Below are 14,111 nucleotides of genomic sequence, written 5' to 3'. Positions count from 1 at the left end.
CACAACCGACCCCAGACCCGACCCAGAAGGCCGACCGATGACTGCTGACCAGAGCCCACGCCCCTCCGTGCTCTACGTGTGCGTCCACAACGCCGGACGCTCACAGATGGCCGCGGCATACACCCACCATCTGTCCGGTGGTGCCGTCGAGGTCCGCTCGGCTGGCTCCGCCCCGGCCGAGCGGATCAACCCGGCCGTCCGCGAGGCGATGCTCGAGGAGGGCATCGACATCTCCGCGGAGAAGCCCAAGATCCTCACCACCGAGGCGGTCCAGGCCTCCGACGTCGTCATCACCATGGGCTGCGGCGACACCTGCCCGATCTTCCCCGGCAAGCGGTACGAGGACTGGGAGCTCGACGACCCGGCCGGTCAGGGAGTCGAGGTCGTGCGCCCCATCCGCGACGAGATCAAGGACCGTGTGCGTGCTCTGCTGGCCGAGCTCGACGTCGAGCCCGTCGACCTCGCGGGCTGATCCAACCGCTGCTTACCGGCTGGAACCTCGCGAGCGCCTGGATCAGGGCTTGGCCGCCCGCACGAACGCGCTGGCGAACGCTCCGTCGAGCGCCGCGACGGCGTCGGCCCGGCTCATGCCCTGGGGCAGCTGGCTGGCGTCGAGCTCGTCCGCCATTCCTTCGAGCTCGGACCGGTCGTAGCGACGGGTGACCTCGACCGAGGCGTCGGCGAAGCCCGCCGACTGGAGCTTGTCGACGAACTCGGTGTCCCGGAGCGAGCCCGAGATGCAACCGGTCCACAGCGCCATGACCCCGCGCAGGCTGTCCGGGATGTCGCGCAGCAGGACGATGTCGGACACGGCGAACCGGCCACCCGGGCGAAGCACACGGAACGACTCGCCGATCACCGCGTCCTTGTCAGGGCTCAGGTTGATGACGCAGTTGGAGATCACGACGTCGACCGACGCGTCGGGCAGCGGCACCTCTTCGATCGCCCCGAGCATGAAGCGCGCGTTCTCGATGCCGGCCTCGGCGCGGTTGCGCTCGGCGAGCTCGAGCATCTCGGGGGTCATGTCCAGCCCGTATGCCGTGCCGTCCGGGGCGACGCGCCGCGCGGAGAGCAGGACGTCGAGGCCACCGCCCGAGCCGAGATCCAGGACATCTTCACCGGGGCGAAGCTCGGCCAGCGCCGTCGGGTTGCCACAACCCAGGGAGGCCGCCAACGCGGCGTCGAACGGGGTGTCTGCTTCGTCGTAGAGGCCCGAGGTGATCGGGTCGATCGCTGTGGCCTTCCCCGCCTCGCCACAGCACGAGCCGCTCCCGCAGCAGCCGCCTGAGCTCGTGCCGGTGAGCGACAACCGTGCCGCCGAGGCGTACCGTTCGCGGACGGCTTCTCGGACCTGCTCGTCGGACTGCGTACCGCTGGACATCGCATGTCTCCTTGTCTTGATGATCATCGAATCAACTGCCACTGCCACTATGGCGCTCTGATTTGATATCTGTCAAGATAGGCGGGTGACCATCCTCGACTCCTCGCCGCCGACCGCCGACACCTCGTGCTGCAGCATGGCGACCAGCCCGGTCACTGCCGAGCAGGCCCAGCGCATCGCGCCGATGTTCAAAGCACTCGGCGACCCCGCCCGGCTCCAGATGGCCTCGATGATCGCGGCCAAGCCCGAGCTCTGCGTCTGCGAGATCACACCCGCCTTCGACCTGTCGTCCGGCACCATCTCCCACCACCTGAAGACCCTGCGAGACGCCGGCATCGTCGACTGCGAACGACGCGGGACCTACGTCTACTACTGGATCCAGCCCGACGCCCTGGCCGCGTTGTCGGCCCTGTTGTCGGTCGAGTAGGCGGCAAGCCGCGCTCGGTTGCGGTGCACGGCGAAGGCCGTGAGCGGAATGCCGACCAGTGCCGGAAGCACCCAGAAGGCCCAATGAGGCAGGAGCTTCCAGACCGGGAGGTTCGGCCCGTTGTCGACATAGAAAGCCGTGAACAGCAGGATCGCCGAGCTCGCCATCGACCAGGCGTGCCGCCGCAGGAGGGGTCTCGTCCGCCTTGCCATCGAGAGCCCGATCCAGCCGGCGACAGCGGATGCGATCCCCAGCGCCACCAGGTGGTTGTCCCGCGGCCAGCGCATGATCCCCAGCATCAGCATGGTCACGGTCACCACAGCCAACGCCCAGAGGTAGGTCTGTCCGAAGCGCACGTGCCGCCGCTCACCCTTGCGCGACACGGCGGCACCCGCGATGCAGACGACACAGGTCAGGCCGCCCGCGATGTGCACGGCGAGGACGACCAGGAAGGAGGTGCTGACACCTTCCGGCAGAAGCGACTCACCAGCCATCGTCACCCCCCATGAGTAGTAACGCTATGCATACCAATGCTACGCATCGAAGCGTAGGATCGCTACCTATGAGGGCAGAACGCCTCAAGGGCCATCTGGACGGGATGTTGCTGGCCGCGCTGGAGGCAGGCCCGCGACACGGCTACGCGATCCGCGACTCACTCCGGGACTCGACCGACGGCGAGGTCGACCTGCCCACCGGCACGATCTACCCAGCGTTGCACCGACTCGAGAGCGCGGGCCTCGTGGTTGGTGACTGGTCGGTCGTCGGAGGACGACGTCGTCGCACCTACCGGCTCACCGCCGCCGGTCGCCGGGCCCTGCATGCGGAGCGCCGGGACTGGCATCGCCTGTCCACCGCCATCACCGTCGCGCTCGGACCTCAGTCATGACCACCCACCCGCTCATCGACGCCGAGCTCGCAGCCCTGGCGGATGAGCTGCCTGAGCCCTTCGTCGCCGAGCTGGCCGACGGCTACGCAGAGACGTATGCCGCACAGCGCCGATCGCTCGACCCCGACCAGGCCGCAACGGCAACGGTCGCCGAGTTCGGAGACGCCGCGACGATCTGCGCCGCCTTCGCCGCACGCGCGCCCGGTCGACGGTTCGCCCGAGCCCTCGTCATCACCGGGCCGGCGTTCGGCGCATCCTGGGCAGCCGCGCTCCTGACCCAGCCCTCGCTGCGGTCCGCGCTCGGCACGCCAGTGCGCGTCCTCGGAGCCGCAGTGCTGCTGGCGGTCGTCGTCACCCTGCTCGTCACGTCGACCGGACGGCTGCGCTACCGAGCCACGCGCACCGCCTCGGTGTCCGCGGCATACGCGCTCGTTCCGTTCGACGTCTCGGCTGTGGCAACGGTCATCGCCCTGGGTGCACCCGCACCAGCAACCGTCGTCGCCGTGGCGCTCAGCCTGTCCAGAATCACGTACACGCTCACTGCGCTGCGCACGGTCTAGCGAGCGTGACGAGGGCGGCCGGGACCGGGTGGTCTCGGGAGCACCGGGCAGGCAGCTGGCGGCTCTGGCCCGACCCTCAGTCCCGCAACAGCTTGAAGGCGTGGGTCCAGCTTCCACCCCTGAGCCCGGGAATGCACCAGAGCATGCACAAGGGCTCGATGGCGCGCGCCGCAGCTGCCGTGCCCATGTCCTCGACGTCCCAACCGAGGCTGTCCAGCAGGGCCGTGGTCTCGTCCTTGGCCGGTGAGTCGTTGCCGGCGATGAACATCGTGGGTCGTGTTCCGTTGTAGGACGGGTGGACCATGCGGGCGTTGCCGACGCTGTTGAACGCTTTGACGAAGCGCGCCAGTGGGGCGCGCCGCTGCAGTCGCTCCATCAGTGACTCGTCGAGGCTGGTGAAGTAGCTCAGGACTCCGTCGGTGGGTGGCTTGTCTGCGATCGGGTTGGTGGTGTCGAGCACGATCTTGCCCTCGAGCTCGGCCGAGAGGGCGCCGACGAGCTCCTCCGCGACCGAGCCTTTGACTGCGAGGATTGCCACGTCTGAGGCCGTAGCGGCTTCTGCGAAAGTTGCGGTCTCGCCGCCCCAGCCGTCTACCGACCTGCCAGTTCGGCTTGCCAGGACGACGGTGTGTCCCTCAGCGGTCAGGCCTTTGGCGAGGGTCTGCCCGACAGGACCGGTTCCAAGCACTGCGATCGTCGTCACTCATCGAGCCTTTCACATGTCGGCCGCGGCCCCGGACCACCGCCCGTCTTGCGCTGGCCCGGAGCCCTGACCGCATACCAGAGTGGACGCGATCACCTACAGAGACGCAGCTCGTGCCCGCCCATGTCGGCGACATGCTCTCGGTTGGCCCCGACACGGGCCCGGATCCGCATCTGCGAAAACCGCCATCGCCTGCCGGTGTGGATCAGCGGCTGGCGACGGGCTTCCTGAATGCGAGCATGGTGCCGGACTGTCCGTCACGATGTCGCTCGTGGATCTGCCAGCCGCTTCCATGAACGCGCCAGGTTCGGCCCCTCGCGCCGAAGCAGGCATGGCAATCGTCGCCGCGGCACTGAGACTCGTGGTCCTCGTCCAGATCGTTGTCAGCGCGCCGTCGGGGGCACGCCTCTCGAGCCGCCCCGTCGCCTACCTTGCGCTCGTCGGGGCGGCGGTGGCGATATCGATCGTTCTCATCATCCAGTGCGCATTGAGGCGGGCGGTTCGCCCGGGCTTATGGCACGTACCTGACCTCGCCCTCGCATGGGTCGCGCTGCCCGCGATGAACCTGCTCCTGCCCATCACGCACGTCGTGGGCACGTGGGAATCGTGGGCTGCCGGGTATGCCGTCAACGTCGTGGCGCTCGCCTCGACCTGGCTGAGGCCGGTCGCCGCAGCGTTGATCTCGATGGCCCTGGGAGCCTGGTACTTCACCTGGACGACCGCGGCGGGGACCTCTACGTGGGAGACGAACCTCAACGACGCGCTCACCCTACCCGGCTATGCCGTCGTCATAGCCCTCTTCGTCCACTACCTGCGTGCGCTCGCTGCGGACGCCGACCAGGCCCGGGTTGACGCGATCGCCGCCACCCGCGCCCTCGAGCTTCAGCGCTATCAGCTCACCGTCCACGACGCGACGAGCATCCTGCGACTGCTGTCCGACGAGGGCACGCCAGCCGAGGTGCTGCCGGGCCTCAGGCGCCAAGCCGACCGGGAATCCAAGCGCCTGAGGCACTATCTCACCGGCCAGCTGGTCGTCGGCCACGACGACGTCGACGACCGCTCGACCGTGGGTGGCATGATCGCAACCGCGCTCGAGGGTTTCGACGACCTGCCGCTCGAGCTGGCCGTCGACCTCGGCGGCGCGGTCGTGCTCGATCCAGAGGTGCGGGCAGCCACACGCAGCGCCGTCGCGACGGCGCTGCACAACGTGCGGCTTCACGCGAACGCGACCCAGGTCGTCATCCACGCAGACACCGACGGGTCGAGCTGGGAGATCGTGATCGCCGATGACGGTGTCGGATTCGACCGGGCCAGCAGCGCGCTCGGATTCGGCTTGAAGACCCAAGTACGAGAGGCGCTTTCGGCGGTCGGTGTCTCTGCCGCGGTCCACTCGGCCCCGGGTCGTGGCACGTCGGTGGTCATCGCAGGAGCTGTCTGTGAGACGACCAGGCTGGAGGTCGATCAAACAAGACGGGCAGCGCATGGTTGAGCCGAGCTCGATCAACGTCCCCGCCGGGCCGCCCATCAGGGTGGCTGTTATCGACGACAGCACCGTGATCCGGGGTGGTTTCGCGCTCGTCCATCCGGGCCTTGAGGTCGTGGGCACCTTTGCCAGCGTCGAGGAGTTCGACACCAGCCCCCGGGATTGCGACGTAGTCGTGCTCGACCTCCTGCTGCGCGGTCCGCGACCAGGGACTCACTCGACCCAGCAGGGCCGGACCGCAATCCGCAGCCTGCGCGCACAGGGGCACCGTGTTTGCCTCTACACGGACGAACGGCGTGCCCTCGTCCTCGCGATGTGTCTCCGAGCCGGGGCGAGCGGCGTGGTCCACAAGTCCGACCCGCCCCAGGTCGCGACACGGGCCGTGCATGACATCGCCAAGGGACAGGTCGTCGTGACCCAGTCGCTGGTAGGGCTCACCGAGCTGCTCGACCGACGCGGAGCCCGCCTTGAGCTGAGCCCTCGTCAGCGCCAGGTCATCTCCGCCCGCGCGCGCGGCCGCCACTGGAACGACATTTCCGGCTCCCTGTTCATCACCGAAGGTGTGGCTCGCGAGCACTACCAGGCCGCCTGTCTCAAGCTACGCGACTACCTCTGCGACACCAGCGCCGGCGACATCGAGCACGCCTTCGGCGTTGGACCGGGGGACCTGTTCGACGACGAACCCGCGTGACGCGATCCCTCTCCGAAGGCGGCCCGCATCGACGCCGGACCCCCCGTTTCCGGGGGTACCCGGACGACGCCACCTCCAGAAGGGTTGGTTCGGGTCGGGCCGCAGCACGCGGCATCGATCTTCTACCGCCGCACGGGAGTGCGGCATCAACCACGAAGTGGAGGTCAGGTTTGCGCAAGTACAGGATCGAGCCGAAACCAGGGTCGGGCCCGAAGGGCACCGCATTTGCACGGTTCGCGGCTACCGCGGCGACGCTGCTGGCGTTGGCGGCCACGGGGCCGACGGCGTTCGCGGACTCGCCGGATAGTGCTGCCGTTGATGCCATCCAGGCCGTCGCGCCGGATGCCCTGCATGACGCGGAGACGTCTCTTCCGGGGAGCGTGGCCGCCCACGTCGGCGGTGCGCCGCTGAGCGTCAGCATCCCTCGCGACGCAACCGCCGGGCTCACCATCCGCGCCGGCAGAACAGTGACTATCGGGCTTCCTTTCGCCCATGACGCGCACGCCGCCAGCGGATCACGAGACGGATTGACCTCGTTCGACAACCGCAACGGCAGCAGCACAGTTCCTGTCGTGCACGAAAGCGGGGACGTCCAGCTTCTCACCGTGATCAGCAACCAAGAGGCCCCATCCACATACGACTACCCGATCGGCCTCCCGTCCGGAGCTCGTCTGGTAGCGGACGGCTCAGGCGCAAAGGCCGTCGACGCCGATGGGACGACGCTTGGTGTGTTCAGGGCGCCGTGGGCTAAGGATGCCGACGGTCGCCCGGTCCCCACGAGGTATGTCGTGAGAGGGCCGTCGTTGATCCAGGTGGTGGAGCACCGGTCGGCCAACTTCCGCTACCCGGTCGTGGCGGACCCGATCTACACGCTCTACACGTTCTACTACTCGCGCACTGATGTCGAGACCCTCTGGAAGGCGATCAACAACATCAACAACGTGTGCCGCTACCTGCCGCTCTCTTACCTTGCCTCGCTGGGATGCGGCGCTCCGCCGAACCTCGCCGACGCCGTCACGCAGGCGCACTACCAGCAGAAGCGGATCAAGGCGGTCTACCACGACTGCGGATTCAACTACTGCAGCTACTACACCTACTACGTCGTGACGTGATCCCCGGGGCGGATCGGTTGTGTGGTGCCAGGGGGACGCCCAGCTGGGCCTTTGGCACCACACAGCATCAACGTGCTGGAGTCGGTGAAACGTTACGAGTCGCGTGACCACTACGGGGTGGCAAACCAGCGGTGGACGCCTCTTGCTCGGTTGAAACATTTCATCTAGCGTCATGGGCGCACGACGTGGATGACAACGACGTCTCACTCGATGAGCTGGAGGACCTCCGTGAGCACTCGCTCCCTGCGCCCGTCCCTTTCGTGGCTGTCCCGGCGCAAGCGGACCGGCATCCTCGCGTTCCTCGCCGCGGTGCTTGCCGTCGGAGGCCTAGCCCCGTCCACGCTCGGCGCGAACGCGGCTCCCGGCGGCAACCACGAGGCGACCTCGGCGTTGCGTGCCGACGGCCGGGACCGACCGGCGGATCTCGAGGACCTCGCGGCGGTCACGCTCTCGTGGCAGCTGCCCGCCATCCGGGCCCAGCACGCCTACGAGATCGTCGTGTCGAGCACGAAGGACCTGGCCGACGCCCACCAGGGCGACGTGTGGAGCACGGGCAAGGTGGTCTCCGCCGACCAGACCGGCATTCGCTACGCCGGTCCTGCGCTCTCAGGCTCGGAGCGGTACTTCTGGTCGGTCCGGGTGTGGAACGACGCGGACGAGGTCATGCCGTGGTCGGACGTGTCCTGGTTCGGCACGGGCCCCGGGTCGAGCTGGTCCGGCGCCACGCCGGTCTGGACTCCCTCGCGCACCTCGGACTGGACCGACTACACAGCCTCCTTCGACCTCACCGTCACGTCAGTCGCGACCGGGGTCTTCTTCCGGTCTCCTGACAGCGGCGACGCCTACATGTGGCAGTTCCGTGCCGACCGGAACCAGCTGGTCCCGCACCGGCTTGTCGGCGGCAGCTACACGGCGCTGGACCCGGTCGCCCTGCCCGCAGGCATGATCACCCTCGGTCGCCCGGTCCACGTCGACATCGCTGTTGACGGGTCCACCATCACGACCACGGTCAACGGGACCCAGGTCGACCAGCGCACGCTCGCGCTGTTCTCGAGCGGGATCATCGGCTTCCGCAACGGCAGCACCGAGTCCGGCCGGTTCGACAACGTCCAGGTGATCCAGCACGGCACCGGGCGCGAGCTCTTCGCCACCGACTTCTCCAGCGCCACCAACCCGTTCGCCTGCGGCTCCGTCGTCAACGGGGCGCTCGAGGTCGGCAAGGGGCAGTCCTGCCTCCTCAAGGGATTCGGCAACGAGTGGGCGCTGCTGCGCAAGGACGTCACCCTGCCAGACAAGCCGATCGCCTGGGCGAGCCTCTTCGCGACCGCCACCAGCTGGTCGGCCTCACGCCAGTACGTCTACAAGTTCGCCGTCAACGGCACGTTCGTGGGCCTGGGCCCCACGGCGTCCATGGGCAGCGAGACCCGCTACGACGGCTTCGACGTTACCCCCCTGCTGCGGCAGGGTGGCGCGAACACCCTTTCAGCGCAGGCCTACTCGCGGGCGTCCGACCCGCGGCTCATTGCCAGCCTCGTCATCCAGTATGCCGACGGGACACGCGACGTCGTGGGCACGGGCAGCGACTGGCGGGCGATGTCCGGGAGCCTCGTCTACCCGGACGCAGGGTCCTACGGCACCTCCAGCTACACGGCGCCGAAGGAGAACATCGACGAGCGGGAGTACCCCTCCGGCTGGGATCAGCCCGGCTTCGACGCATCGGCGTGGCATCCCGCCGTCGAGCGCAGTCCGATCCCGAACCTGCAGGCGGCCCCGATGTCGAAGGTGACCCAGCAGGAGCACGCGCCGGCGTCCATCACCGACCTCGGCGGTGGACACTACATCGTCGACTTCGGACGGACCTGGCTCGGCGGCGTCAGCTGGGACATCAGCGACGCCAACGCCGGACAGTCGGTGCAGCTGCGGTTCGGCGAGGTCGTCGAGAACGGCGCGGTCCGCTACAAGACGCGCTCCGGGGCGACATACCTGGACACGCCGACCCTCAAGGACGGAGCGCAGCACCTCGACACCTGGGGGCTGCGGACCTTCCGGTACGTCGAGGTGGTCGACTCGCCCGTCCCGTTGACGCCGCAGTCCTTCCGGGCGCTTGCGCTGGTGTACCCGTTCGACCCGGACGCCTCCCAGTTCCAGGCCTCCGACCCGAGCGTCGTCCAGGTGTACGACCTGTCGAAGCACACGATCGAGGCGGTGAACCAGAACTTCTACACGGACTCCTACGAGCGGGAGCGCACGAACTACGAGGCCGACAGCTACCTCCAGCAGATGTCGTCGCTGTACCTCATGGACGACCTGTCCCTGGGTCGCTACTCGATGGACTACTTCAAGACCAACCGCACCTGGCCGACCGAATGGCCTGTGTTCGTCGTGCTCGCAGTGCACGACGCCTGGCGGCAGACCGGTGACACGCAGCAGGTCGCCGCCTACTACGACAACCTGGTCACCAAGCTGCCCACCGAGAAGTGGTGGAACCCGACGACGCATCTGGTCGACAAGCCGTGTGGCGCCGACGGCGTCAACGGATGCAAGGGCTCCACGGACGAGGACATCGTCGACTGGCCGCAGAGCCAGCGCGACGGCTACGTCTTCCGCGAGAACAACACCGTGGTCAACGCGATCTCCTACCGGGCTCTCGTGGACATGTCCCAGCTGGCGACGGCGATCGGCCGCGACGCCGATGCCCAGCGGTGGGCTGACCAGGCTGCCTCCCTGCGGGACGCGATCAACACCTACCTCTACGACCCCGTCAAGGGCGCATACGACGACGGTGCCGACGGGTCGCTGCAGCGGACCGGGCACTTCGCCGTGCAGGCCAGTGCGTTCGCGCTCGCCTTCGGGGTGCCCCAGCTGGACCAGGCCGAACGCGCTGCCAGCTATGTCGCCAGCCGCGGACTGGCCTGCAGCGTCTACTGTGCCGGGTTCCTGATCAAGGGACTGTACGACGGTGGGCAGGGCCAGGCTGCGCTCGACCTGCTGACCTCCACCGGGACCCACAGCTGGCTACACATGATCGCGCTGGGCGCCGGGGCGACGATGGAGGCCTGGGACGCCGCAGAGAAGTCCAACCTCAGCTACTCACATCCGTGGGCAGCGTCGCCGGCGTTCGTCGTTCCCGCCGGACTCTTCGGGATCCAGCCCGACCAGCCGGGGTATGCCGCGTTCACGATCAAGCCGCAGCCCGGGAGCCTGCAGTGGGCCTCCCTCCGTGTGCCCACCGTGCGCGGGTCGGTCGGGGCGGCGTTCGACCAAGGCGACGGCGGGACTGCGACGCTGGTCGCGTCGGTGCCCGGCAACACCCGGGCCACGGTCGCCGTGCCCACCACCGAGACCTCGCGCACCAGGGTCTACATCGACGGCCGGCCGAGCTGGGCGACTCCCGAGGGCGGCTATGTCACCTTCACCGACGTGCTGGCCGGCTGCCACGTGTTCTCGGCGACCGCCCAGCCCGCGGCCGCCATCCTCGACCGGCTGACGACGGTCTGCACCGAGGCCCCGCGCCTGCCGGGGAACGGGACGTAACCGGCATACCCCGTCCCCTCTCCCCAGGAAACCGCAGGTCAGTATGCCGCTGACCTGCGGTTCTCCTCGTCGGGCCGGATCGCGCTCCAGGCAGGAGGTCGACCAGAGCCAGGCGCTGGTCGGCGACATGAAGGCGCCCACGGTCTGGCTGACGGCGATCTTCGCCCTGGCCGGCCCGGTCATCGCGCGGTCTGCCCAGCGCGGAGGACCATGACACTCTCGGCTGGCCTCAGCACGACCTGTGATCAGCCTCTCCGGCGCTCGACCGAGTGCAGGAAGCGTCGCAGCTCTCGGGTGACGTCGCCGGGGGCTTCAACCGAGCTCACGTGGCCTGGTCCGGAAGCACGACGAGCTCGGAACTGGGCACCGCCGCGCGAATGGCCTCGCCGACCGCGGCGGGTGCGCGCACGTCGTGGTCGGGGTACATCAGCAGCGTTGGCACGTCGATCTCGGGAAGGACATGGCTCTGGTCCTCGAAGCAGGCCCGGGTCATGGCTCGGAAGCCATCAGGACGGACCGCCCTCAGACTGTCGATGAAGGCGCTGACCGGGTCACCCCCGGCCGATGGCGAGAACATCGACGGCGCCATGGCGGCCCCGAACTCGTGGGGCGCAAGCCCCGAGGGCCCTCGGCGAATTGGCCGACCGTGGACTCGTCATCCTCGCGCGGGGGATCACAGCCTTGACCTGGAAGCGATCACCTCCACCCCTTTTCACTAATCTTGTGAACGATCCTCGAGGGTGTCCTACACTAAATGGGAACGTATTCCCCGGGTAGAGACTAGGACGGAGCGAGCAGTGGCCGACTCTCTAGAGCCCAATGCCAGTGGCTCCAGGGGAAGAATTCCGGAATGGCTTGGTCGTCTCTGGGACTTCCCAGGCTGGATCCTGGGTCTGGGTGCACTCGCGGTCTTGATATTAGCGCTTTACGCAGCGCAGCAACGCGAACCTCTTGCCACGTTCTCGACAAGTTGTTTGATATCGGCGGCTTCACTGTTGAGCGGTGCATTGGTGGGTTTCATCTTCGGAGTCCCACGGGTCCTTACCGCTGATCGGCCCAGACCATCAATCCAGGATGAGCGCGCCTCTCTCATCGTGGCAAATACGAATCTCGAACAGATCAGCGACTGGCTCACGAAGATATTGGTTGGAATTGGATTGACACAATTTCCAGCTATCGCCTCAGCCGCTGGGCGGCTGTTTGCTGCGATTGGTCCATCCCTGAGCCCGGGCACGTCGGGTGTCGTCTTCGCCGGGGCGCTGGTCGTGTCCGCTGTGGCAACCGGGTTTATTGGCGGCTGGCTCTCGGCGCGACTTTGGCTTGGGAAGCGCATGGCGGAGGCCGACACGAGTGCTCAGGTGATCGACCTGATGACCAAGGCCCAGCGGGCTTCATCCGAGGGTGATGTCGATACGGCGAACCAGCTTCGGGAAGAGGCGCAAAACCTGATCGAACGTAGGACGGAGATTGCTCAAGACTACGAAATGACGCGACTCAACATGCGCCCAGGCACGGAACGCACACGTCAGATGGAGCGGAGCGTCGAAGCCGCGCGAAACCTTGCGAAACAGATTTCCCTTGAGCCCGACCATGTTGCTGACCTCCTGCGAGGAGAGCGGGCCGGAGACCACATCTTAGCTCTTGGGTTCATGGAGGCACGGCCTGAGCTCGTTGACGTCGATCTCCTTGTGAAAACAATTTCCAATCCGTCATCAAACTTCGAGCAGTACCACGCATTGAGGGCCGGGCTTGGCGCTATGCCTCGACTGTCGCCCGGGGATCGCGAGAAGCTGGCGCAGGCTGCCGTCGAGGCGCGACCGAGAATGGGACACGACGGGTCCAGGACCAATCTCGTTTCGCTCATTGAGGCGGCGGCGACGGGCAAGACTCGTTGAGCGGTGCGCAACGACGGCGACACTGGGGTACGCCGACTTACCCTGAGCAGCGCGAGAGCATGACTCCACAACGCGCACACCTGCGTGGACATAGCGGTCGGTTGTGCTCGCTCAGCCGATGGCGGGCCGGGCACTGATCGGCGGGGTGACCTCACCATGCGACGATCTCCGTGTGGAGGACCGACCACTCGCCGACGCAGTTTCGGGCGAGTTCATCACCGAGACGTACGACTACGACGGTGGTCGACAAGTGACCGTATACGTCCCGCCCGATCGGCCCGAGGCGATCGTTTTCGCCGGGGACGGGCAGGTTCTCTCGCGTTGGGGCGCTGACCTCGCAGGGACCGGCCTCCCGGCCACGATGGTTGTGGGCGTCCACCGGCACGCCGATGAGACACTTCGGCTCGACGAATACTCACCGGGGTTCGACCCAGACCGGTTCGGGGCGCACGAGGCATTCCTTATAGAGGATGTGAGGTCTTGGGTGGCGACGCGGTGGGGAGTGGCGATACCCGCTGAACGCACCGCCGTGCTGGGTGTCTCAGCGAGTGGGGAGCTGGCCCTAGCCTTGGGGCTGCGGCACCCCGACATCTTTGGCTCGGTGTTGTGCGCCTCGCCGGGGGCGGGATATCACCCGCCGGAGAGACTGCCAGAGCACTTACCGCGTGCGTACCTGATTGGAGGCACCCAGGAGCCGTTCTTCCTCAGGAACGCGACTTTGTGGGCGGCCGCGCTCGTGAAAGCGGGCGCAACCGTCGCCATGAAGGAGCGTGCCGGCTCACATGGCGACATCTTCTGGCGTCGTGAGTTTCCCCTGATGGTCGACTGGGCGTTCGGAGGATGAGGTACGCAAACGCACTGTGCCGCTCTGCGCGCGAACGCCCGACCATCAGCGGACCGAACGCCGCGTCAGCTCGACCACCGAAATTCCCGAGCCTGCGGTCACCTCGGCACGGACGGCCGGCCCCGCCGTGACCGGCCCGCCGTCGCTCGACATCAGGGTCGACGCCAAGCCGACTCGACGGGCGGGCATGCTCGCTCGCCCAACGGTCGTACGGTGTGACCGGGACCGGCCGACTCGGCGGTGCGGGGCAAACGCGTGGGTGGTGAGAGTGTCCGAGGATCAGACGCGGTCCCTGCGGCTTCACCGCGCTGGTTCGTCCGCCTCGCCTGGTCGCCTACCCTCTTCCCGGACGACGTGGACTCGGTAGCCGCTTCTCTGGACCTCGTCGCGCGGGCGGCTGCGTTACTGTCAAGGTTCGGCACCCGCGCGACAGAACGTGACCGGTACCTGCCTGACACCCGGGGTGACCGGGGATGGCTGAGCCGTGGGGGCGGCTGCGCGCCATGGCGATCCGCGCCGGGTCAGTGTGCCGGGGTCAAGGCTCGACCTGGTCGACCGCGCAGCGGCGTGGCCTTGAGGCCGGCGCCGTCCGGCG

General features: G+C 67.6%; 15 protein-coding genes. 11 read left to right on the top strand and 4 right to left on the bottom strand.

What is annotated here, in order from left to right:
* Positions 1–37 precede the first annotated feature (37 nt).
* Positions 38–472 (top strand): arsenate reductase ArsC, encoded by a 435-nt coding sequence (locus ACWEOW_RS18595; RefSeq protein ID WP_452270720.1) that lies wholly within the window; start codon positions 38–40, stop codon positions 470–472.
* A gap of 42 nt (positions 473–514) precedes the next feature.
* On the opposite strand, the gene arsM is transcribed toward ACWEOW_RS18595, so the two are convergent.
* Positions 515–1,381 (bottom strand): arsenite methyltransferase, encoded by an 867-nt coding sequence (gene arsM / locus ACWEOW_RS18590; protein WP_452270719.1) that lies wholly within the window; start codon positions 1,379–1,381, stop codon positions 515–517.
* Positions 1,382–1,466: 85 nt separating this feature from the next.
* Here arsM and ACWEOW_RS18585 point away from each other — a divergent pair, with 85 nt between their 5' ends.
* Positions 1,467–1,808, top strand: a complete 342-nt coding sequence (locus ACWEOW_RS18585) for an ArsR/SmtB family transcription factor (protein ID WP_452270718.1) — start codon at positions 1,467–1,469, stop codon at positions 1,806–1,808.
* Here ACWEOW_RS18585 and ACWEOW_RS18580 read toward each other — a convergent pair.
* Complete coding sequence (locus ACWEOW_RS18580; protein WP_452270717.1) at positions 1,751–2,302, bottom strand: hypothetical protein; 552 nt, start codon at positions 2,300–2,302, stop codon at positions 1,751–1,753. The two genes, ACWEOW_RS18585 and ACWEOW_RS18580, sit on opposite strands and share 58 nt — an antisense overlap.
* A gap of 68 nt (positions 2,303–2,370) precedes the next feature.
* Between ACWEOW_RS18580 and ACWEOW_RS18575 the strand changes: the two genes are divergently transcribed.
* The gene (locus ACWEOW_RS18575) at positions 2,371–2,694 is read left to right on the top strand and encodes a PadR family transcriptional regulator (protein ID WP_452270716.1); all 324 of its coding nucleotides are present in this window, start codon (positions 2,371–2,373) and stop codon (positions 2,692–2,694) included.
* Positions 2,691–3,254 (top strand): hypothetical protein, encoded by a 564-nt coding sequence (locus ACWEOW_RS18570; protein ID WP_452270715.1) that lies wholly within the window; start codon positions 2,691–2,693, stop codon positions 3,252–3,254. The genes ACWEOW_RS18575 and ACWEOW_RS18570 overlap by 4 nt, the downstream gene beginning before the upstream one ends.
* 76 nt (positions 3,255–3,330) lie before the next feature.
* On the opposite strand, the gene ACWEOW_RS18565 is transcribed toward ACWEOW_RS18570, so the two are convergent.
* Positions 3,331–3,942 (bottom strand): NADPH-dependent F420 reductase, encoded by a 612-nt coding sequence (locus tag ACWEOW_RS18565; RefSeq protein ID WP_452270837.1) that lies wholly within the window; start codon positions 3,940–3,942, stop codon positions 3,331–3,333.
* A 346-nt stretch (positions 3,943–4,288) separates the two neighbouring features.
* On the opposite strand from ACWEOW_RS18565, the gene ACWEOW_RS18560 reads away from it, so the two are divergent.
* The 5 genes from ACWEOW_RS18560 to ACWEOW_RS18540 all read left to right on the top strand — a co-directional run bounded on the left by ACWEOW_RS18560 (position 4,289) and on the right by ACWEOW_RS18540 (position 10,991).
* On the top strand, positions 4,289–5,446 hold the full coding sequence (locus ACWEOW_RS18560) for a hypothetical protein (RefSeq protein ID WP_452270714.1): 1,158 nt from the start codon (positions 4,289–4,291) through the stop codon (positions 5,444–5,446).
* Complete coding sequence (locus ACWEOW_RS18555) at positions 5,439–6,131, top strand: DNA-binding response regulator (RefSeq protein WP_452270713.1); 693 nt, start codon at positions 5,439–5,441, stop codon at positions 6,129–6,131. The genes ACWEOW_RS18560 and ACWEOW_RS18555 overlap by 8 nt, the downstream gene beginning before the upstream one ends.
* Positions 6,132–6,703: 572 nt before the next feature.
* On the top strand, positions 6,704–7,243 hold the full coding sequence (locus ACWEOW_RS18550) for a hypothetical protein (RefSeq protein WP_452270712.1): 540 nt from the start codon (positions 6,704–6,706) through the stop codon (positions 7,241–7,243).
* 228 nt (positions 7,244–7,471) lie between these two features.
* Positions 7,472–10,777 (top strand): family 78 glycoside hydrolase catalytic domain, encoded by a 3,306-nt coding sequence (locus ACWEOW_RS18545; RefSeq protein ID WP_452270711.1) that lies wholly within the window; start codon positions 7,472–7,474, stop codon positions 10,775–10,777.
* Positions 10,778–10,820: 43 nt separating this feature from the next.
* Complete coding sequence (locus ACWEOW_RS18540; protein WP_452270710.1) at positions 10,821–10,991, top strand: hypothetical protein; 171 nt, start codon at positions 10,821–10,823, stop codon at positions 10,989–10,991.
* 108 nt (positions 10,992–11,099) lie between these two features.
* Here ACWEOW_RS18540 and ACWEOW_RS18535 read toward each other — a convergent pair whose 3' ends face one another.
* Complete coding sequence (locus ACWEOW_RS18535) at positions 11,100–11,354, bottom strand: alpha/beta fold hydrolase (RefSeq protein WP_452270709.1); 255 nt, start codon at positions 11,352–11,354, stop codon at positions 11,100–11,102.
* 220 nt (positions 11,355–11,574) lie between these two features.
* Here ACWEOW_RS18535 and ACWEOW_RS18530 point away from each other — a divergent pair, with 220 nt between their 5' ends.
* Together ACWEOW_RS18530 and ACWEOW_RS18525 are read left to right on the top strand one after the other, a co-directional pair.
* A complete protein-coding gene (locus ACWEOW_RS18530) occupies positions 11,575–12,672 on the top strand; it encodes a hypothetical protein (RefSeq protein ID WP_452270708.1) in 1,098 nt (365 codons plus the stop codon).
* A 172-nt stretch (positions 12,673–12,844) separates the two neighbouring features.
* Positions 12,845–13,516: an alpha/beta hydrolase gene (locus tag ACWEOW_RS18525; protein ID WP_452270707.1), complete on the top strand. Its 672-nt coding sequence runs from the start codon at positions 12,845–12,847 to the stop codon at positions 13,514–13,516.
* The last annotated feature ends 595 nt before the right edge of the window (positions 13,517–14,111 follow it).

It is taken from the genome of Monashia sp. NPDC004114, from assembly GCF_053603855.1.
This window is presented reverse-complemented; position numbering and strand designations above follow the sequence as displayed.